This is a genomic window from Hyphomonas sp. CY54-11-8, assembly GCF_000682735.1.
Lineage (GTDB): Bacteria > Pseudomonadota > Alphaproteobacteria > Caulobacterales > Hyphomonadaceae > Hyphomonas.
Map to the genome: position 1 here is coordinate 92,896 of NZ_AWFD01000003.1, position 19,255 is coordinate 112,150.

Annotated in this window: 16 protein-coding genes; 12 read left to right on the forward strand and 4 right to left on the reverse strand. The window is 63.1% G+C overall.

Going from position 1 to position 19,255, the window contains the following annotated elements:
• Window positions 1-6 precede the first annotated feature (6 nt).
• From fmt to truA, 3 genes are all read left to right on the forward strand, one after another.
• A complete protein-coding gene (gene fmt, locus HY17_RS04855; protein WP_034763425.1) occupies window positions 7-960 on the forward strand; it encodes a methionyl-tRNA formyltransferase in 954 nt (317 codons plus the stop codon).
• Between the two features lie 172 nt (window positions 961-1,132).
• Window positions 1,133-1,621 carry a GNAT family N-acetyltransferase gene (locus HY17_RS04860; RefSeq protein WP_034763428.1) on the forward strand — a complete coding sequence of 163 codons (489 nt, stop codon included), beginning with the start codon at window positions 1,133-1,135 and terminating at the stop codon, window positions 1,619-1,621.
• An 11-nt stretch (window positions 1,622-1,632) separates the two neighbouring features.
• Window positions 1,633-2,385 (forward strand): tRNA pseudouridine(38-40) synthase TruA, encoded by a 753-nt coding sequence (gene truA / locus HY17_RS04865; protein ID WP_034763431.1) that lies wholly within the window; start codon window positions 1,633-1,635, stop codon window positions 2,383-2,385.
• Between the two features lie 47 nt (window positions 2,386-2,432).
• Here the strand turns inward: truA and HY17_RS04870 are convergent, their stop codons facing one another.
• Both HY17_RS04870 and HY17_RS04875 read right to left on the reverse strand, forming a co-directional pair.
• On the reverse strand, window positions 2,433-3,731 hold the full coding sequence (locus HY17_RS04870) for an APC family permease (RefSeq protein WP_034763436.1): 1,299 nt from the start codon (window positions 3,729-3,731) through the stop codon (window positions 2,433-2,435).
• A 30-nt stretch (window positions 3,732-3,761) separates the two neighbouring features.
• On the reverse strand, window positions 3,762-5,999 hold the full coding sequence (locus tag HY17_RS04875; protein WP_034763638.1) for a copper-translocating P-type ATPase: 2,238 nt from the start codon (window positions 5,997-5,999) through the stop codon (window positions 3,762-3,764).
• 126 nt (window positions 6,000-6,125) lie between these two features.
• On the opposite strand from HY17_RS04875, the gene HY17_RS04880 reads away from it, so the two are divergent.
• Complete coding sequence (locus HY17_RS04880) at window positions 6,126-7,361, forward strand: acyl-CoA dehydrogenase family protein (protein ID WP_034763439.1); 1,236 nt, start codon at window positions 6,126-6,128, stop codon at window positions 7,359-7,361.
• Entirely contained in the window at window positions 7,358-7,723 is a 366-nt protein-coding gene (locus tag HY17_RS04885; RefSeq protein WP_034763442.1) for an EthD domain-containing protein, read from the forward strand. Before HY17_RS04880 ends, HY17_RS04885 begins: the two co-directional genes overlap by 4 nt.
• 25 nt (window positions 7,724-7,748) lie before the next feature.
• On the opposite strand, the gene HY17_RS04890 is transcribed toward HY17_RS04885, so the two are convergent.
• A complete protein-coding gene (locus HY17_RS04890; protein WP_034763446.1) occupies window positions 7,749-8,459 on the reverse strand; it encodes a CPBP family intramembrane glutamic endopeptidase in 711 nt (236 codons plus the stop codon).
• A gap of 258 nt (window positions 8,460-8,717) precedes the next feature.
• On the opposite strand from HY17_RS04890, the gene HY17_RS04895 reads away from it, so the two are divergent.
• Window positions 8,718-10,127: a mechanosensitive ion channel family protein gene (locus tag HY17_RS04895; RefSeq protein ID WP_139068874.1), complete on the forward strand. Its 1,410-nt coding sequence runs from the start codon at window positions 8,718-8,720 to the stop codon at window positions 10,125-10,127.
• A 3-nt stretch (window positions 10,128-10,130) separates the two neighbouring features.
• On the opposite strand, the gene HY17_RS04900 is transcribed toward HY17_RS04895, so the two are convergent.
• Window positions 10,131-11,321, reverse strand: coding sequence for a methionine gamma-lyase (locus tag HY17_RS04900; RefSeq protein ID WP_034763449.1), 1,191 nt, complete (start codon window positions 11,319-11,321; stop codon window positions 10,131-10,133).
• A 108-nt stretch (window positions 11,322-11,429) separates the two neighbouring features.
• Here HY17_RS04900 and HY17_RS04905 point away from each other — a divergent pair, with 108 nt between their 5' ends.
• The 6 genes from HY17_RS04905 (at window position 11,430) to HY17_RS04930 (ending at window position 19,227) form a co-directional block, all read left to right on the forward strand.
• Window positions 11,430-11,900 (forward strand): Lrp/AsnC family transcriptional regulator, encoded by a 471-nt coding sequence (locus HY17_RS04905; protein ID WP_034763462.1) that lies wholly within the window; start codon window positions 11,430-11,432, stop codon window positions 11,898-11,900.
• A 33-nt stretch (window positions 11,901-11,933) separates the two neighbouring features.
• On the forward strand, window positions 11,934-14,780 hold the full coding sequence (locus HY17_RS04910) for a [protein-PII] uridylyltransferase (RefSeq protein ID WP_081812982.1): 2,847 nt from the start codon (window positions 11,934-11,936) through the stop codon (window positions 14,778-14,780).
• Between the two features lie 22 nt (window positions 14,781-14,802).
• Entirely contained in the window at window positions 14,803-16,359 is a 1,557-nt protein-coding gene (gene murJ, locus HY17_RS04915) for a murein biosynthesis integral membrane protein MurJ (protein WP_034763465.1), read from the forward strand.
• 24 nt (window positions 16,360-16,383) lie between these two features.
• On the forward strand, window positions 16,384-17,424 hold the full coding sequence (gene trpS, locus HY17_RS04920) for a tryptophan--tRNA ligase (protein WP_034763653.1): 1,041 nt from the start codon (window positions 16,384-16,386) through the stop codon (window positions 17,422-17,424).
• Window positions 17,425-17,519: 95 nt separating this feature from the next.
• The gene (locus tag HY17_RS04925; RefSeq protein ID WP_158531439.1) at window positions 17,520-17,975 is read left to right on the forward strand and encodes a copper chaperone PCu(A)C; all 456 of its coding nucleotides are present in this window, start codon (window positions 17,520-17,522) and stop codon (window positions 17,973-17,975) included.
• Window positions 17,976-18,165: 190 nt separating this feature from the next.
• Window positions 18,166-19,227, forward strand: coding sequence for a hypothetical protein (locus HY17_RS04930; RefSeq protein WP_034763478.1), 1,062 nt, complete (start codon window positions 18,166-18,168; stop codon window positions 19,225-19,227).
• The last annotated feature ends 28 nt before the right edge of the window (window positions 19,228-19,255 follow it).

Below are 19,255 nucleotides of genomic sequence, written 5' to 3' on the forward strand. Positions count from 1 at the left end.
GCGCCCATGACCAACCCGCTCCGCATCGCCTTTATGGGAAGCCCTGATATTGCCGTTGGCGTGCTGAAAGCGCTGATCGCGGCCGGGCACGACATTGCCTGCGTCTATTCCCAGCCGCCGCGCCCCGCCGGCCGTGGCAGGAAGCTGATGCCAACGGCTGTCCACGCTTTTGCCGAATCGCGGGGGCTGGAAGTCCGCACACCGAAAAGTCTGAAGAAAGAACCGGAGCAGGAAGCATTCGCTGCGCTCGGCCTCGATGCCGCCGTGGTCGTTGCCTTTGGCCTGATCCTGCCGCAGGCGATCCTCGATGCCCCGCGCCTTGGCTGCCTCAACATGCACGCCTCGATCCTGCCGCGCTGGCGGGGCGCCGCGCCGATCCAGCGCGCCATCATGGCGGGCGACACGGAAACCGGCGTCGATGCCATGCTGATGGATGCCGGGCTTGATACCGGTCCGGTGCTCGCCTCGCGCCGCACACCGATCACCACCGAAGACACCGCCGGCAGCGTGCATGACCGGCTGGCGGACCTCGCCGCAGAGCTTGCCCCTTACGCGCTGGCCGGCCTTGCCGATGGCAGCCTGACGCCCCGGCCACAGCGGGAAGAGGGGATCACATATGCCCACAAGCTGGGCCCGTCAGATCAGAAGGTCGACTGGACCCGCCCGGCGCGTGAGGTGGACTGCCAGATCCGGGGGCTGTCACCGTTCCCGGGCGCGTGGTGCGAATGGACCCCGCCGGGCAGCGCAACGCCAGTGCGTCTGAAGCTGCTCAATTCCCGGCTTTCAGGCCGCGAAACGTCCGCGCCTGCGGGCATGGTGCTGGACGACAATCTGCTGGTCGCTTGCGGGGACGGCAGCGCCGTGCGCCTGACGCGCCTGCAGAAACCGGGCGGAAAGCCGCTCGACTCGGATGTCTTCCTGAATGGCCAGCCGATCCCTCCGGACACGATGCTTGTCTGAGCAAATGTAATTTCTGCGTGTGTTTAGAACTGTTGCAACTTCACCAGTTCTAGCCTAGGGTGCAGGAAGTGCTGGGGGGTCAGTGCCGGACGCCAGATTGGTAATATCTAAAGGGGTATGAGGGCCCAGCAGGGTCCCCATGCCTTGTTGTTGCGACCAGAACGGCCACCAAATGAACAAAACCTGGATCCGCCGGCTGAAGCCTGAAGATCTTGATAAAGTCGCCGCCCTCAACACACTGGCCTTCGGTGGCACCGAAGAGGCCTCCATTGTGCGGCACCTGCATGCGGATCACGACTCTCTCCTGTCGCTTGTCACACACAGGGGGGATGAACTGGTCGGCCATATTGAGTTTTTTCGTATCCTCATAGGTGGAAAGCCGTCTGCTGTCGGGTTGGGGCCGATGAGCGTGCTCCCGGAACTGCAGGGACGGGGAATCGGCAGTTCACTTGTCCGCATGGGCCTGCTGGTCATGGCCGGGCGGGGCGAGAGTCTGGTCTTCGTGCTCGGGCATCCGGAATTCTATACGAAGCTTGGATTTTCGGCCGATCTGGCCAAGCCGTTTGTCGCGCCCTGGTCGGGTCCGGCCTTCATGGCGCACGCCATCAATCCGGGCGCACCGGAATCGGGCGAATTGACGTATCCGGCTGCCTTCGGCTAGGGGCGGGGCCGATGCCCCGCTACAGACTCCTCATCGAATACCATGGCGGCCCCTTCCAGGGCTGGCAAAAGCTGCCGGATGTGCCGACGGTCCAGGGCACGCTGGAGGCGGCGGCTGCGCAACTGGATGGCGCTCCCGTCGAGGTGTTCGGCGCGGGCCGTACTGACAGCGGTGTGCACGCGACCGGCCAGGTCGCGCATATGGACCTTCAGATCGACCGGGGCCGCAAGGTTGCCGATGCGATGAACTTCCATCTTCGCCCGCACCCGATTGCGGTGCTGAAGGCGGAGGAAGTCAGCGAAGACTTTCACGCACGCTTCAATGCGACCCAGCGGCATTATCGCTATGTGATCATCAACCGGCGGGCAGACCTCGCGCTGGACCGGGGGCTTGCTTGGCGGGTGCCGTCAAAACTCAGTGCAGAGAAGATGCACGAGGCCGCACAGGCGCTGGTCGGCACGCATGACTTTACCACCTTCCGCGATACAGACTGCCAGGCGCTGACGCCCGTAAAGACGCTGAACGAGATCAGGGTCTGGCGGGAAGGTGAGCGCGTCATCGTTACCTGCCGGGCGCAGAGCTTTATCCACCGGCAGGTCCGCTCCATGGTCGGCAGCCTGGTCGATGTCGGCCGGGGCAAGCAACCGGTCAGCTGGATCGCCGATATCCTCGCCGCCGCCGACCGCACGCAATGTGGCCCTATCGCCCCGGCAGACGGGCTCTACCTGACGCAGGTCGATTACGATCAGGCTGCGCGTTCCTGAACACAGTGAACGGAATTGCGTATGGAAAGCCCGACGTATTTCGGCTTCTATTCGCTCCGCCACACTTTCAGGAAAAAGCGTTCGAAGGCAAAGACAATCAGGATGCCCGATGCAGCGATCAGGACAATGGCCGGATCAGCATGCCATTTCAGAACAAGAAATGCGGCGAGCGCCAAGGCATCCAGCACCATGGCCGTGATCAACACAAGCGGCGTTGCACCTACATCCTTTCTGAGGTGCCGGAACACACCCCAGTGAATGATAATGTCCATCACAAGGTAGAAGATTGCCCCGAGAGACGCGATCCGGCTGAGATCGAACAAGGCAGCAAGAAGTGCGGCAGCGACCACAGTGTAAACGAGCGTGTGACGCTGGACAGTTCCGGGCATACCGAAATGTTCATGCGGGATGAGGCTCATATCGGTCAGCATGGCCAGCATGCGTGACACCGCAAAAAGACTGGCAAGCAGGCCGGAAGCGGTCGCGATAATCGCGATCGCCACGGTGAACCACAGCCCGTAATTGCCGAGTGCAGGCCGGGCGGCTTCAGCCAGTGCATAGTCTTTCGCTGAAATGATATCCGGGATCGACAGCGTGGACCCAACTGCAAAACAGACCAGCAGATAGACAAATGTACAGATGGCCAGCGAGATCATGATCGCCCGCCCGACATTCCGTTTCGGGTCTTTCACCTCGTCGCCGCTATTGGTGATGGTCGTGAAGCCCTTGAAGGCAAGGATGGCCAGAGCCACACCGGCCAGGAAGCCGCCGGGTGAAGTGTCGCTTACGAGATCCTTTTCTGCGGGCTGAAAGCTGAAGCCGGCTGCCCAGAGCGCCACCAGGGCGAAGATCAGTATTCCGCCTATCTTCAGGATTGCTGTAATCTGAGAGATGCGGTCGATAAGCTGATTTCCGGCAATGTTGATTACAAAGGCGAGAATGATCAGGCCAACGGCCAGCAACGGCACCAGCATGCCGCCTTCGATGCCGAAAAGCTGCAAGGTGTAAGTGCCGAAGGTCCGGGCGACGAGACTCTCATTGATGATCATGGAAAAGGCCATCAGCAGGGCCGCACCGCCTGTCACAGTCGACGGTCCATAGGCGCGCTTCAGGATCATGGCGATGCCGCCCGCGCTCGGATACTTGTTCGACACCTTGATGTAGGAATAGGCGCTGAAGCCGCTCACGATCGCTGCCGCGAGGAAGGCCAGCGGAAAGAGGCTCCCAGCGAGTTCGGCGACCTGTCCTGTCAGCGCAAAGATGCCGGCGCCAATCATGACGCCAGTGCCCATGGCCACCGTTCCTGAAAGGGTCAGCGACCCTTGCTCGTATTGGTCTTCACGCATTCGAATTTCCCGCGGAATTGACCGCGCTGTTCAAAGCTTCAACGCACGGAGACGCAATGCGTTGCTTATGACGGAAACTGAAGACAGGCTCATCGCCGCTGCGGCGATCATCGGGCTCAGCAGCAGGCCGAAGAAGGGGTAGAGGATACCTGCCGCCACCGGCACGCCGAGCGAGTTGTAGACAAAGGCGAAGAACAGGTTCTGGCGGATGTTCCGCATCGTCGCGCGGCTGAGTTCGCGGGCCTTTGCGGCGCCCATCAGGTCGCCCTTCACCAGGGTGACGCCCGCGCTTTCCATGGCGACGTCCGTTCCGGTACCCATGGCGATGCCGACATTGGCCAGGGCGAGAGCCGGGGCGTCATTGATGCCGTCGCCCGCCATGGCCACTACCGCACCATCCGCCTGAAGTTTTGCGACCACGTCCTTCTTGTCTTCCGGGGAGACGTCGGCCTGCACCTCGTCGATGCCGAGCGTCTTGGCCACCGCGCGGGCGGTGGTTTCATTGTCCCCGGTCAGCATGACGACGCGGAGGCCTTCAGAATGCAGACGGTCGATGGCCTCCTGTGTCGTCTCCTTGATCGGGTCAGCGACGCCGACCAGGCCTGCGGGCTTGCCATCCACGGCGACGAACATGACGGTCTGGCCTTTGGTGCGATAGTCATCGGCCTTGCTGGCGAGTGCCTCGTCGAAGGCACCGATGCGCCGCATCAGCTTTGCATTGCCGACGGCGACCTTCCGGCCGTCCACTTCCGCTTCGGCGCCTTCGCCGGTCGTCGACCGGAAACCGGACGCCTTGCCGGGCGTCAGGTCCCGCTTTTCCGTGCCCCGCACGATGGCGGCGGCGAGGGGGTGTTCGGAGGAGGTCTCGACTCCGGCGGCCAGCTTGAGCAGGTCGTCTTCGGAAAATTCCTCCACCGATTCCACGGTGACGAGTTCCGGATGGCCCTCGGTCAGCGTACCAGTCTTGTCGACAACGATCGTGTCGACCTTTTCCATCGTCTCCAGCGCATCGGCATTGCGGATCAGCACGCCCGCCTGCGCGCCCTTGCCGGTGGCGACCATGATCGACATCGGGGTGGCGAGGCCTAGTGCACAGGGGCAAGCGATGATCAGCACCGCAACGGCATTGACGAGGGCGTGGGCGAAGCGCGGCTCCGGTCCCACCGCCAGCCAGATGACGAAGGTGGCCACCGCGATCAGCACGACCGCCGGCACGAAGTATCCCGACACGGTATCGGCCAGTCCCTGGATCGGCGCGCGGGAACGCTGGGCCTCTGCCACCATTTTCACAATACGCGACAGCAGCGTCTCGTCGCCGACATGAGTGGCTTCCAAGACGAAGGCGCCGGTCTGATTGACGGTACCGCCGGTCACCTTGTCGCCCGTGCTCTTTTCCACCGGTACAGGTTCGCCGGTCACCATGGACTCATCCACGCTGGAGCTGCCTTCGAGGATTTCGCCATCGACGGGCACGCTCTCGCCGGGGCGCACGCGCAAGCGGTCGCCGGTTTTTACATTTTCAAGCGCAATGTCTTCTTCGCTGCCATCCTCGCGCACGATGCGGGCGGTTGGCGGGGTCAGTTGCAGCAGCGCGTGGATCGCCCCCGAGGTTGCCCGCCGCGCCCGCAACTCCAGCACCTGGCCCAGCAGAACCAGCGTGGTGATGACGGCGGCAGACTCGAAATAGACCGGAACCCGCCCGTCATGCCCGCGCAGGGTGTCGGGGAAGATGCCGGGTGCCACAGTCGCGGCCAGCGAATAGAAATAGGCGACGCCCGTGCCGAGCGCGATCAGGGTGAACATGTTCGGGCTGCGGTTCACGACGGAGCGCCAGCCGCGCACGAAGAAGGGCCAGCCGCACCAGGCGACGACCGGCGTTGCCAGCGTGGCCTGCACCCAGTTGAAGGCAGGCGTCTTCGTGAAGCCGGGCAGGGAGATGCCGGGGATCATCTCGCCCATTGTCAGCACCAGCAATGGCACGGACAGGACGACACCGCCCCAGAAACGCCTTGTCATGTCATCCAGTTCGGACGTGTCCTCTTCTGCTGTGGCTGTTTCAGCTTCCAGCGCCATGCCGCAGATCGGGCAGCCTGTGTTGGAGGTTTCGCGCACCTGCGGGTGCATCGGGCAGGTCCACACCGTGCCGGTATAGCCGGGCGGGATATGGTCATAGGCGCTGTCGGGCTTGTCCGGCTCTGCCGCATGGTCGTGGTGGCAGTGACCGCTGGAATGTTCGTGATCATGATGGCCGGATGGATCATGGGTCATGGTGCAAAGGTAAGCACGATCGTGCCAGGAAAGAAGGGGCACGTTCAAAAGGATCTGACGCGAAGTCAGGCTTGCGGGCGCGTCGTTCCGCACTAGCCTCCCCGTCAAAAGACAAGGGAGCGAAACATGGCGATTGATTTCACGATACCGGAAGAGGCGAAAGAAGTACGCGAGCGCGTGCGCAAATGGGTGCAGGAAGAATGCATCCCCGCCGAGAAGGCGATGGCGGCGGGCAAGCCCTACAAGGAAGTGCTGGCCGAGCTGCGCGCCAAGGCCCGCGCGAAGGGTCTGTGGCTACCCTTCTTCCCGGTCGAGCATGGCGGTATGGGCCTCGGGCCGCTCGCCAACGCACTGGTCCAGATGGAACTCGGGCAGAGCCATCTCGGCGCGCTCTCCATGAACTCCCAGGGTCCGGACGATGCCACCATGCTGACGCTGCTGGCACACGGCACAGACTTCCAGAAAGAGAAATACCTGAAGCCGCTGATCAATGGCGAGAAGCGGATCTGTTATTCCATGACGGAGAAGGCCGCGGGCGCCGACGCCACCGGCATGAAGACGACCGCCGTGAAAGACGGCAAGGGCAACTACGTCCTCAACGGTGAGAAATGGTTCTCCTCCGCCGCCACCGCTGCCGACATCGCAGTCGTCATGGCCAAGACCAATCCGGAAGCGCCGCGCCACCAGCAATATTCCACCTTCATCGTGGAGCTGCCGAACCCCGGCTACAACATCATTCGCGATATCCCCACCATGGCGGTCCACGGGCCGCACTATGCCGAAATGGGCGGTGGCCATGCCGAGGTGAAGATCGAGAATCTCGTCGTGCCGGAAGAGAACCTGCTCGGCGGCGAAGGGCAGGGGTTCGCCATGGGCCAGCACCGGCTTGCTTATGGGCGCCTGCGTCACGGCATGCACAATGTCGCCATGGCTCAGCGCGCACTTGATCTGGCGACGGAACATGTCACCAGCCGCGAAACTTTCGGCAAGAAGCTGGAAGACCGTCAGGGCGTCCAGTTCATGCTGGCCGAATGTGCCAGCCAGCTCTACATCGCGCGCTTGATGCTGATGCACATCGCCTACAAGGCCGAGAACGGTATGGACATCCGCCAGGAGAATGGCATTGCGAAAGTGTTCCTCGCCAATATGGTGCACAAGGTGGTGGACACCGCGATCCAGCTGCACGGCGCGCTCGGCTATTCGCTCGATACGCCGCTGGCCGCCTGGTACACCCACATCCGCTCCCAGCGCCTCGTTGACGGGCCGGATGAAGTGCACAAGTGGATCACCGGCAAGAACGTGATCCGCGCCTACAAGAAAGACGGCACCAGCGCCGCCGCAGCCGGTGGAGACCTGCTGTGATCAAGCTGACTTTCTGTCTGCGGCGCCTACCGCATCTCACGCGGGAGGAGTTCCAGACCTACTGGCGGGAGACCCACGCCCCGCTAGTGGCCAAGCATGCGGAGGTGCTCGGCATCCTCCGCTATGTCCAGAACCATACGGCGTACGATGAAATGAATGCGGGTATGCAGGCCAGCCGCGGCGGGCCGCCTTCCTATGACGGCGTCGCCGAACTCTGGTTCGAAAGCGAAGAGGCGATGGCCGCCAATACCAGCGAGGCGGCGGCGAAAGCCGGCAGGGAACTCCTGGAGGACGAGAAGAAGTTCATCGACCTCGCCAACTCCCCCCTCTGGTTCGGGGACGAGTTCGAGGTGGTGAAATAGTCCGCTCGGGCCGCTCCACGCGCGGCTAGATATCCCATCCCATGTACATGCCGGTGATGCCGAGCGCGTCAACACAGGCGTGGGCGATGATCAGGGGCCAGAGGTTTCGCTTGTAAAGCACGAACAGGCCGCCGATGACGGCCCCGATCATGCCCGTCGTGATCCATCCGCTGAGGCCCTGATAATAGAAATGACCATATCCGAAGATCAGCCCTGCGATGAAGACAGCCAGAACAGGTGCCAGAGGCAGGCCTTTGAAGGCTGTCTGCAGCCGCGTGATGAGATAGCCGCGGAAGAACATTTCTTCTGCCAGTCCGCCGCTGACGATGCCGATGGCAAGCCACATCAGATAGACTGGCAGGTTTCCGGCGATGCCAGTAAAGCGATCCGTTGCCGCGTCCTGGCCTTCTGGCAGGGGCTCAATTCCGATGGCTTGCAAGGCCACTTGCGTAACAACGCCGGTAACGATGATCGCGACGATGCCCAGCAGGGTCTGAGGCACCATGAGCCATTTGCTCTTCGCTCCCGGAACTGCGCGCAGTCCCATGCCTGACCAGTATATGCCCCGGCGTCGCAGATAGACGGTCAGGAGAACCAGCAGCGTGATGAGAGAAACAGGACCGGAAAATCGCCAGAAGAAATGATCGAGCGCGGCCTTGGAAAGAAACGCGATAGCCACGACGGCAATAACTTCCGCCAGCGCTTTGGAGCGCTCGCGGTTCGAATAGGTGTTCATGATCTGGAAGTCCCTCTGGGTTTGCTCCCGCCTGAAGTTCGGCGAACATGAGGAGGATGCCGCGAGGCAGCTATTTGGATGCAGACGGGTGAGGAAAGAATCTGGACCGCCAACAGTCGGTGCCGAATTGCTCGGGGACAAGAGGAAATGCATCGCTCTCGCCAATTCCCCACTCTGGTCAGGGAATAAGTTCAAAGTTGTTGGCTCGTCCTTGCCGCCGCGGATGGAACCTTTCTGCGTCTCGTGTATTCTGGGAGAGTGAATTCGCGTTCAAACCTGACCGGCGTTCCCGCCGTGCTGACGGGCTGGCTCTTCGCCGGCTTGATGGTGCTTTGCCTCGTCCTGATGAGCCCGGCCGCGCTGGCGCAGGCACCTGAGCCGCCGACAGACCCGACCCCCGCCATCCAGACGCCCCCGCCGCAGGCAGGCGATGCGGAGATCAAAACGCGCATCTCGGAAATTTTTGCCGAGATCGCGACGCTGCGCCGGGTGACTGTGGAGGTGAACCATGGCGTCGTGACGCTGGGTGGGGAAGTGGCCAGCAGTGCCGCCGTCACCCGCGCCGAGGAGATTGCCTTGCGCGTGAATGGCGTCGTCACGGTTGAGAACCAGATCGAACGGCGCCTCGCGGTGGAGGACAGTTCCACATCGATCTTCGGAGATCCGTCCAGCCGCTTGCAGAAAGTCTACCGCGCCCTGCCGCTCTACGGCGTGTCGCTGGGCGTGTTCCTGGTCATTGTGCTTTTCGGGCATTTGCTCGCCTCATGGCGCAGCTTCTGGCGCCTCATTCTGCCCAACCCATTCCTGGTGGAGCTCGTCTCCGGCGCATTCCGCATCGTGATGCTGCTGGTCGCGTTGATTGCGGCGATGAACATTCTTGGCGCGACGGCGATGATGGGCACGATCCTCGGCGGGGCGGGCGTGATCGGCCTCGCCATCGGCTTCTCCGTGCGCGACACGCTGGAGAACTACATCTCCTCCATCATGCTCAGTGTACGCCAGCCCTTTCGCGCGAACGAGCATGTCGTCATCGACCAGCATGAAGGCAAGGTGATGCGGCTCACCTCCCGCTCCACCGTCCTGATGACGCTGGACGGCAATCATCTGCGCATCCCGAACTCTACCGTCTTCAAGGCAGTGATCCTGAACTATACCCGCAATCCGGAACGCCGGTTCCAGTTCGATCTCGGTGTCGATGCGGCCGACGATCCGGTCGCGGCTATGCAGCTCGGCCTCGACCGGATGAAGGCGCTGCCCTTCATCCTGCAGACGCCGGAGCCTGAGGCCTTCATCCAGACGGTCGGCGATTCCAATATCGTGCTGCGCTTCATGGGGTGGGTCGACCAGCGGGAGACGAATTTCGGCAAGGCCCGAGGCCTCGCCATCGCGGCGACCAAGGATGCACTGGAGGAAGGTGGCTTCACCCTGCCGGAGCCGATCTACCGCGTCCGCTTCGACAGCGGCGTAGAGGATGCGCTGAAAAGCACGAAGCCGGCACCCGGTGCAGCCGCCCGGCCGCCGCAAGCGCCGCCACGCCCGAAAGCCCCCGTCGACACGAGCGAGGCCGCCGACGTCGCCGCCGACAATACGATCGACGAAAAAGTCGCCGCCGAACGCGCCAGCAGCAAGGAAGCCGACCTGCTGGATGAAGAAAGCCCGGTTGAGTAGGGCTTAGGCCAGCGCCGCTTCGAGGTCTGCCAGGATGTCCTCGACATCCTCCAATCCGACGGAGAGGCGGATCAGGCCATTACTGATGCCATGTTCGAGGCGTTCTTCTTCCGTATAGGTCGAATGGGTCATGCTGGCCGGGTGCTGGATCAGCGTTTCGGCATCGCCGAGGCTGACGGCGCGGCGGATCAGCTGCAGCCGGTTCATCATCCCGATGCCCGCCTCGTAACCGCCCGCGAGCTCGAATGCGATCATGCCGCCGAAGCCGTCCATCTGGCGCGTGGCGAGGTCATGCTGCGGATGGCTGGCGAGGCCCGGATAGTAGACAGTCTCCACGCCCGGCTGGGCTTCCAGCCATTCGGCTACGTACTGTCCGCTCTCGCAATGGCGCGCCATGCGCAGCTGCAAGGTCTTCAGTCCACGCATCACCAGCATCGCATTGAAGGGCGACATGACGGAGCCGGTCATATCCTTCACGCCGATCATGCGGACGTCCTTGATGGCCTCAGTGCGGCCGAGCACCATGCCCGCCACAAGGTCGCCGTGCCCGCCCAGATATTTGGTGGCCGAGTGGACGACGAAGTCGGCGCCGAGTTCGATCGGCCGGGTCAGCAGGGGAGAGGCGTAGGTGTTATCCACTACCACAAGCGCGCCGGCCGCGTGCGCGATGTGGGACGTTTCGCGAATGTCGACAAGCCGCATGTTCGGGTTTGCTGGCGTCTCGAAATAGACGATCCGCGTTTTCTCGCTGATCGCGGCGGAGAGGTTTGCCGGGTCGCGCAGATCGACATGGGTGATCTTCACGCCGAAACGCGAGAGGCCGTCGCGCATGAAGGCAAACGTGCAGCCATAGAGCGTCTGGTCGGTGATGATCTCGTCGCCTGGCTTCAGCAGCGTCCACATGAGGGAGCTGATGGCGCCCATGCCGCTGGCAGTGGCGAGGCCCGCTTCGGCGCCTTCGAGGCTGGCGATCCGGTCTTCCAGCAGGGCGACAGTGGGGTTCGAGATGCGGGAATAGATGTGGCCCTCGGCCTCACCGGCAAACAGCGCGCCGCCCGTCTGCGCGTCCGGAAAGGCGAAGGTCGACGTCAGATGTACCGGCGGTGTCAGCGCATAGTCGTTTTTAGCCGGGTCGTAGCCATGATGAATGGCGCGGGTGGCGGGGCCTAAAGGGCGGGTCGCATCGAATGCCATGGGGATCTCCATCTTTAAGGAGATTCTACCATGGGATTGTGGGCGAAAGGTGCCGAACTGCGTCGTCTTTTGCTTGCAGATTGGCAGAATATGCCAATACAGTCGTGTATGGATGCCATAGATGCCAGAATTATCCGCGCCCTGCAGCGCGATGGACGCCTCACCAACCTCGAACTGGCCGAGGAAGTGGGCCTCTCGCCTTCGCCCTGCCTGCGCCGCGTGCGCAATCTGGAGGCTGCCGGGGTGATCCAGGGTTACACTGCCCTCGTCGACCAGAAGGCCTGCGGCTATCCCATCACCTGCCTGGTGCGCATCCGCCTCGCCAATCATTCGCAGGAAAACGTGCAGGCTTTCGAGAAGAAAATCGCGGAAACCGACGCGATTCTGGACTGCTATCTGATGACGGGCGGGGCGGACTACGAGCTGCGAATCGTCGCCCGCAGCCTTGATGATTATGAGCAGCTGGTGCGCCACACGATCCAGAAACTGCCGGGAATCGCCTCCATCGAGACCAGTTTTGCCTATGGAGTTGTGAAGAAGTCCCGCATCCTGCCGGTCCGTGTGGAAAAGGGTGCATAGAACCCGCCCCGGAACCTGCTATAGACAGCCCCCATGAACATACCGCCCACCAAGGCCCCGACGCTCCTCGAAACCCGCAGCCCGCTTCTGCGCCGGCCGGGGAAATGGCGCATCTCGAACATCATCGATGGCCGCGCCCTGCGCGTGAAGCTCACCGCAGCTGCGCTCGACAATTTCGGTGACCCGCAGGCCGCCCGCAAGGCGGCGCTGGACCTGCTGCACGGGGCCATGTTCCGCGGCCGCATGATCGCGCAGGAGCGCCTGCAGCAGGGGGCCGACGGGCTGGACACGGCGCGGCTCCTCTCTGCCGTGCAGGACGAGGTGATCAGCGCGCTCTACGACTTTACCACCACGCACGTTCACCGGGCCCGTAACCCGACAGAGGCCGAGCGGATCACCATCATGGCGACCGGCGGTTATGGTCGCGGCGTGATGGGGCCGTCCTCGGATACGGACCTCCTGTTCCTGCGCGCCTACAAGGTCAGCCCGCACACCGAGAGCGTGGTGGAGTACATGCTCTACGCCCTGTGGGACATGGGGCTGAAGGTTGGCAATGCGTTCCGTACGCCGAACGACTGCGTGAAGCTGGCGCTGGAAGATGTGACCATCAAAACGAGCCTTCTGGATGCCCGTTACATTTGCGGCGACGAGGCGCTGGCCGAAGAAATGCTGACCGCCTTCCACGAGGGCGCCGTGAAGGGGCGCGATGCGCAGTTCATTGCCGACAAGCTGGCCGAACGCGATGCCCGCCATTCCCGGCAGGGTGATGCACGTTACGTGGTCGAGCCCAATCTGAAAGAAGGCAAGGGCGGCCTGCGCGACCTGCAGACGCTCTACTGGATCGCCAAGCAGACCTATGGCGGCCACACGCTGGAAGATGTCATGCAGGCCGGTCCGTTCACGGATCATGAATATTCCGTCTTCATTCGCGCCGCACGTTTTCTGTGGACGGTGCGTTGCCATCTTCACTTCGTAACGGGCCGTGCGGAGGAACGTCTCAGCTTCGACCTGCAGCCGGAAATCGCCGCCCGCATGGGCTATCGCGACCGGCGCGGGCAGCAGGGCGTGGAACGCTTCATGAAGCGCTATTTCCTCGTCACCAAGGATGTCGGCGGCCTGACGCGCATCCTGGCGGCGAAGCTGGAAGCAGACCAGAAGAAGAAGCCGGAAGGCTTGCGCCGCTTCCTGCCGGTGCGCGGCCCGGTGGAGCTGGATGAACCGGGCTTCATCCTCGATAATGGCCGGATCAATGTCCAGGACGAGAAGGCCATGCGGGCCGACCCGCTCAATATGCTGCGCCTGTTCATCGTGGCGCGCGACGAGGGCAAGGACATACATCCGCAGGCGCTGAGCCTGCTGACCCGGGCCCTCCGGGCCCTCAACGAGCGGGTGCGTGAGAGACCGGAAGCGCAGGAACTGATCCTCGACGCCATTCTGGGCGGGGATGATCCGGGCCTCATCCTGCGCAGGATGAACGAAGCCGGCATCCTCGGCCGGGCAATCCCGGAATTCGGCGGCATCGTCGCGCAGACCCAGTTCAACATGTACCATCACTACACAGTGGATGAGCATACGATCCGTGCAGTCGAGGCCATCTCCGAGATGGAGCATGGCCGCGACGCGCATCCGATCAAACTGGTCACAGAACTTTTCGACCTGATCGAGAACCGCCGCGCGCTCTACCTCGCCATGCTGTTGCATGATACCGGCAAGGGGAAAGGCGATCAGCAGATCGCCGGCATGAAAACTGCCCGCAAGGCCTGTGAACGCCTCGGCCTGTCGGAAGACGAAACCGAACTTGTGGCCTGGCTGGTCGGCCACCATCTGGAAATGAGCGAGACGGCGCAGAAGCGGGATATTTCCGATCCGCGGACCGTGACGAAATTCACAGAGATGGTCGGCTCGCTGGAGCGGCTGCGGTTGCTCTACATTCTCACCATCGCAGACATCAAGGCGGTGGGCCCCGGCGTGTGGAACGCCTGGAAAGGCCAGCTGCTGACGGACCTCTATCACAACACGGCCGCGGCCCTGCGTGGCGGACGGACAGATGAGGCCGGCGTGCTGGCCGAGCTGGAAGCCCGCGCCGAGCGCCGCCGGCAGGAACTGGTCGACCGGCTGGGCACTGTTCCGGCTCTGATGCTGGAAATGGAAACGGCCTACTGGACCGGCTTCGACATTGAAGACCTTGCCTGGCATGCGGAGGCGCTGAATGGCGGCGGCGACCAGGTTCATCATCGCCTCTCGCTTGAAGGCGGTGCGATGGCGCTGTTCGTGTCCGGCGCCGACCGCCCGGGCCTGTTCGCAGACCTCGCCGGAACGCTTGCTCACAATGGCGCGAACATTATCGCGGCGCAGGTCTACACTAGCCGCGAAGGCGGCATCATCGACGTGTTCATGCTTCACGACATCCAGGACAAACCGTTCGGCAAGGACGATCCGGCCCGCCTGCAGCGGCTGGAAGCCGCCCTGCAAAAGGTGCTCGCCGGGGAGCCGGGCGACATCACCGTGCGCGAACGCATGGGCCGTCGACAGGCCGCCTTCCTGGTGCATCCATCTGTCCAGATCCGCGACGACCTGTCTGCAGACCATACAGTGATCGACATTGCCGGGCGTGACCGGCCCGCGCTGCTTTATGATGTGGCGAACTGCCTGGCCGATGCCGGCGTTTCGATCCACTCGGCCCACGTGGGCTCGTTCGGCGAACGCATGTTCGATGCCTTCTACGTGCAGACCGAGGACGGGCGGAAGCTGGAAGCGGACGCTGCCCTCAAAGAGTCCCTGCGTGAACAGCTTCTCGACGTATTGGGCCGTCATGAACCGGATGCCCCGCACACGCCGGCCCGAAAGCTGCGCCGGTCGCGGGCCGTAGACAGTTTCTGAGAACCTCTGCACGACAGGCCGCATGAGCATCGCCCGCAACACCCTCGTGCAATCCTCGCTGACACTGGGCAGCCGTATCCTCGGCTTTGCGCGGGATATCCTGCTGGTGGCAAAGCTCGGCGCCGGGCCGATCAACGATGCCTGGGTGACGGCGCAGCAATTTCCGAACCTGTTCCGCCGCATTTTCGCCGAAGGCGCGTTCGCCTCCGCCTTCGTGCCGACCTATGCCCGCACGCTGGAGGCCGAAGGGCCGGAAGCGGCGCAGGCCGTGGCGCAGGAGGCGATGCGCGTCCTCTTCGCTTTCACCGCGGCGCTCACCATTCTGGCGCAGATCTTCATGCCCTGGGTGCTGCTGATCATCCATGGCGGACAGGCCGACGACCATGTCCACTACAATCTGGCTGTGCTCCTGACACGGATCACCATGCCGTATCTCACCTGCATGGCCTTGGCGGCGCTGCTCTCCGGCGTGCTGAATTCCGGTCAGCGCTTCATCCTGTCGTCCGGTGTGCCGACACTGCTGAACCTCTGCCTCATCCCGGCGGCGCTGATCTCCGATGTGCCGGAGGTCGTTTCCAAGGCGGCCGCCGTCGCCGTGCTGATCGCGGGCGTGCTGCAGGTGGCGCTGCTCTGGTGGGGCGTCAGCCGCCAGAAAGTCCGCCTCGGCCTGATCGGCTGGCCGCGCATCACGCCTGCGGTGAAGAAAGTCATGGCGCTCGCCGTGCCCGGCACGATCGCGGCGTCGGGTACCCAGATCAACATCATCGTCAGCCAGTCGCTCGCCAGTTTCGAACAGGCAGCGAAGTCATGGCTTTACACGGCTGACCGGCTTTACCAGCTGCCGCTCGGCCTCGTCGGTGTGGCGGTCGGCGTCGCCATCCTGCCGCGCCTCAGCCGGGCCGCGCGCAGCGAGGATCATGCCTCCAGCCAGGCGACGATGGATGAAGGCATCGGCCTCGCCATGGCGCTGACCCTTCCTGCTGCGGCCGCATTGCTCGTTGCCCCGGTGTTCCTGATCGAGGCCTTCTTCGTGCGCGGGGCCTTCTTACAGTCGGATGCCGAAGCGTCCGGCGGGGCGCTGTTCCATTTTGCCTGGGGCGTGCCGGCTTTCGTTCTGATCAAGGTTCTGGCCCCGGCTTTCTTTGCCCGCGAAGACACCAAGACCCCGATGCAGTTCGCCCTGATTTCAGTGGCCATCAACACGGCGCTTGGCGCCGGCCTGTTCTTCTGGCTGAACGGGCAGGGACAGCTGGGCTTTATCGGCCTCGCCATCGCCACTTCCGTAGCCGCCTGGGTGAATGCCCTGCTGCTCGCCACGACGCTGGCGGGTCGTGGCTGGTACAGGCCGGGTCCGGTGCTGGTGTCGCGCACGCTGCGGGCCCTCATTGCCAGCGGCCTGATGGCCGGGTCTGTCTGGTTCATGGTGCATAATTTCCAGTGGCTGCGGGACAATATCATCGACTCGCGGGCGCTGGCGGCTGCAATTGTGATCCTCGCGGGCGGCCTGATCTACGCAGTTGCAGCCTTCCTGACGGGCGCTATCCGACCCCGCGACATCACGCAGGCCTTGCGCCGCTAGGTAAATCGGCTACAGCGCTTGCGCATGACTGACACGAACACATCCGAATACACCGGCCCTCAGCGGGTCTTCTCTGGTATCCAGCCGACCGGTAACCTCCACCTCGGCAACTATCTCGGCGCGCTGAAGAAGTTCGTCGACCTCCAGAATGACGGCTGGGACTGTGTCTATGCCGTCGTGGACATGCACGCCATCACCATGCCGGTGGAGAAGGGCGTGCTGGCTGACCAGACCCGCCAGATCGCAGCGGCCTTTATCGCGTGTGGTATCGACCCGAAGACATCGATCGTCTACGCCCAGTCCTCCGTGCCGGCGCATGCCGAGCTCGCCTGGGTGTTCAACTGCGTTGCGCGCATGGGCTGGGTCGAGCGGATGACCCAGTTCAAGGACAAGGCCGGCAAGGATGCCGAGCGGGCCTCTGTGGGCCTCTTCACCTATCCGGTCCTGCAGGCCGCAGACATCCTGGCCTACAAGGCGACCCACGTCCCCGTGGGCGAGGACCAGAAGCAGCACCTCGAGCTTAGCCGCGACATCGCCGATCGCTTCAACCGCGAATACGATGTGCCCGGCTTCTTCCCGCTGCCGGAACCGCTAATCAAGGGTCCCGGCGCGCGGATCATGAGCTTGAAGGACGGCACCAAGAAGATGTCGAAGTCCGACCCGTCGGACTTGTCGCGCATCAACCTGGTCGACGATGCCGACCTGATCGCCAAGAAGATCAAGAAGGCGAAGACCGACCTTGAAGGCGACATGCCATCTGAACCGAAGGGCCTCGAAGGCCGCCCGGAAGTCGAGAACCTTGTCGGCATCTACTCCGCCGTGAGCGGGCAGAGCGTGGAAGAAGTTCTGGCCGAATATGGCGGCAAGGGCTTCGGCGTGTTCAAGCCGGCCTTGGCCGACGTCATGGTCGCCCATCTCGCGCCGATCACGCAGCGCTATCGCGACATCCTCGCGGACCAGTCCGGCATCGACGCCATCCTGAAAGACGGAGCGGAGCGGGCAGACGCGATCGCCGCGCCGATCATGGAAGAGGTGCGCCGCGCCGTCGGTTACTGGCGGCCCTGATATTAGCCTGACGGGCAAGCGTGCCATTCCGGCACATTGACCCGTCCGGCCTTCCGGCTACGACTTGGCGCATCAGTTCTGAAAGGATGAGCGACATGCTGCTTCGCACCCTGATTCCCGCCGCCCTGTTGCTGGCGGCCTGTTCCGGTCCGGCCGATGCGCCGGCAGGTGAGTCCGTGATCGAGGTCAAGGACGCCTTCATCGTGAAGCCCGCTGAAGGACGCGACGTCGCCGCCGGCGGTCTGATGGCCTACGTCACGGGTGCCCCGGTGGAACTGGTCGGCGCCTCTACCGATGTAGCTGACCGGGTGGAGCTGCATACTATGACCATGGAAGACAACGTCATGCAGATGCGTCAGGTCGAGAGCTTCACGGTCTCCGAAGGCGAGCCTGTCGTGCTTCAGCGGGGCGGAAACCACCTCATGCTGTTCGGTGTCGATCCGGCCATCGCCATAGGCGACACGGTCGATCTCTCCCTGGAGTTCCGCGATTCGGATGGCACGTCGCAGACGCTGGTCACCAGCGCTGACGTCAAGGGACTCGGGGACTGAATCGCTTGATCCGATGGCGGACAGCTCCTGTGTGCCTTCAAATCTGACATCTCCGACCCGTCTGGCGCGGCATTTGCGTGCACGGCTGCAGGTTGCGGACATTTAACAGTTAATGAGCTGTTAAAATGCCACAATTGAACGCATAGTGTTGTGAATGCAACACCGCGCCAGAGCCGGGGAAATGTAGAGTATGGCCTTCGACAGCCGTTTGCACGCTGCCTATCTCGAAGAGGGACCAGACCCGAACGAGGTGACAGCAGAAGACCTGCGAGAACTGGATGAGGCAGAGCCGCATCCGATCATGGATTTCTTCCGCGGTCTCTGGCGGCGAACCATTTTCCTCTTCAAGCTGAGCCTCTTTCTCGCACTGGTGGGCGCCTATCCGTTCTCGGCGGTCATGTCCCACAAGATCGACGACTCGGACATCGTCTTCGCAGACGGCCAGAAATGGGCCTTCCCGGAATCCGGCATCGCGATCACCAAGATCGCACGCGAACTGGAAGGGAAGGGCTGGGCCGACGACAAGCCGAACTGGCACCCGCAGGCCCGCCTGACGGCCATGCCCGCCTGGCAGGAAGCCACGGCCGATGGCCTTTCCGAATTTACCCGCATGGCCGCTGCTGCCGTGCCGGACGAGAATGGTGAGCCGGATGCGGACCTCATCGCCGCTTCGCGCCTGCTGAAGGGCATTCCCGGCGAAGACATGCGTCCGCGCATGACGGCTGCCGCCGAAGCCCTGAACCGGTTCGACTCCCGCGCCAGCCGCGGTCTCGTCACTGTGGCCGACCGCCGGGTGCTGGCCGCCGATGAAGCCCGCATGTTCGCAGGCTGGGCGGTCGCCGATCAGGACGACCTTTCCACCCAGATTTATCAGGAATCGACAGGCTGGCCGGCCTCCAAGCAGGACATCCGCGTTTTTTATGCCGCGAAGGCCCGCGCGCACATTGCCCTGCAGATGCTGAAAGCGGCTCGCCGCGCCGATCGCGACAGCCTCGCCGATGCCGACACGATGGCTGCCTATGACAAGGCCGAAGCGGCCTGGACCCGTGCCGCCCAGATCCGTCCGCTGGTCGTCTCCAACCAGAAAGGCGATGGCGCCATCATGGCGAACCACCTCGCCAGCCTCGGCTTCTTCCTGCGCGATGCCCAGCGCACCTCCGAAGAACTGGCCGAACGCCTCGAACAGCCACTTCCCCCGGCAGAGGAAGAAGTGGCCCAGCTCGACCCGGCTGTGACCGGCACGGCCAACTGAGACCCGCGTCTTAAGCCTTTCGGCCCTT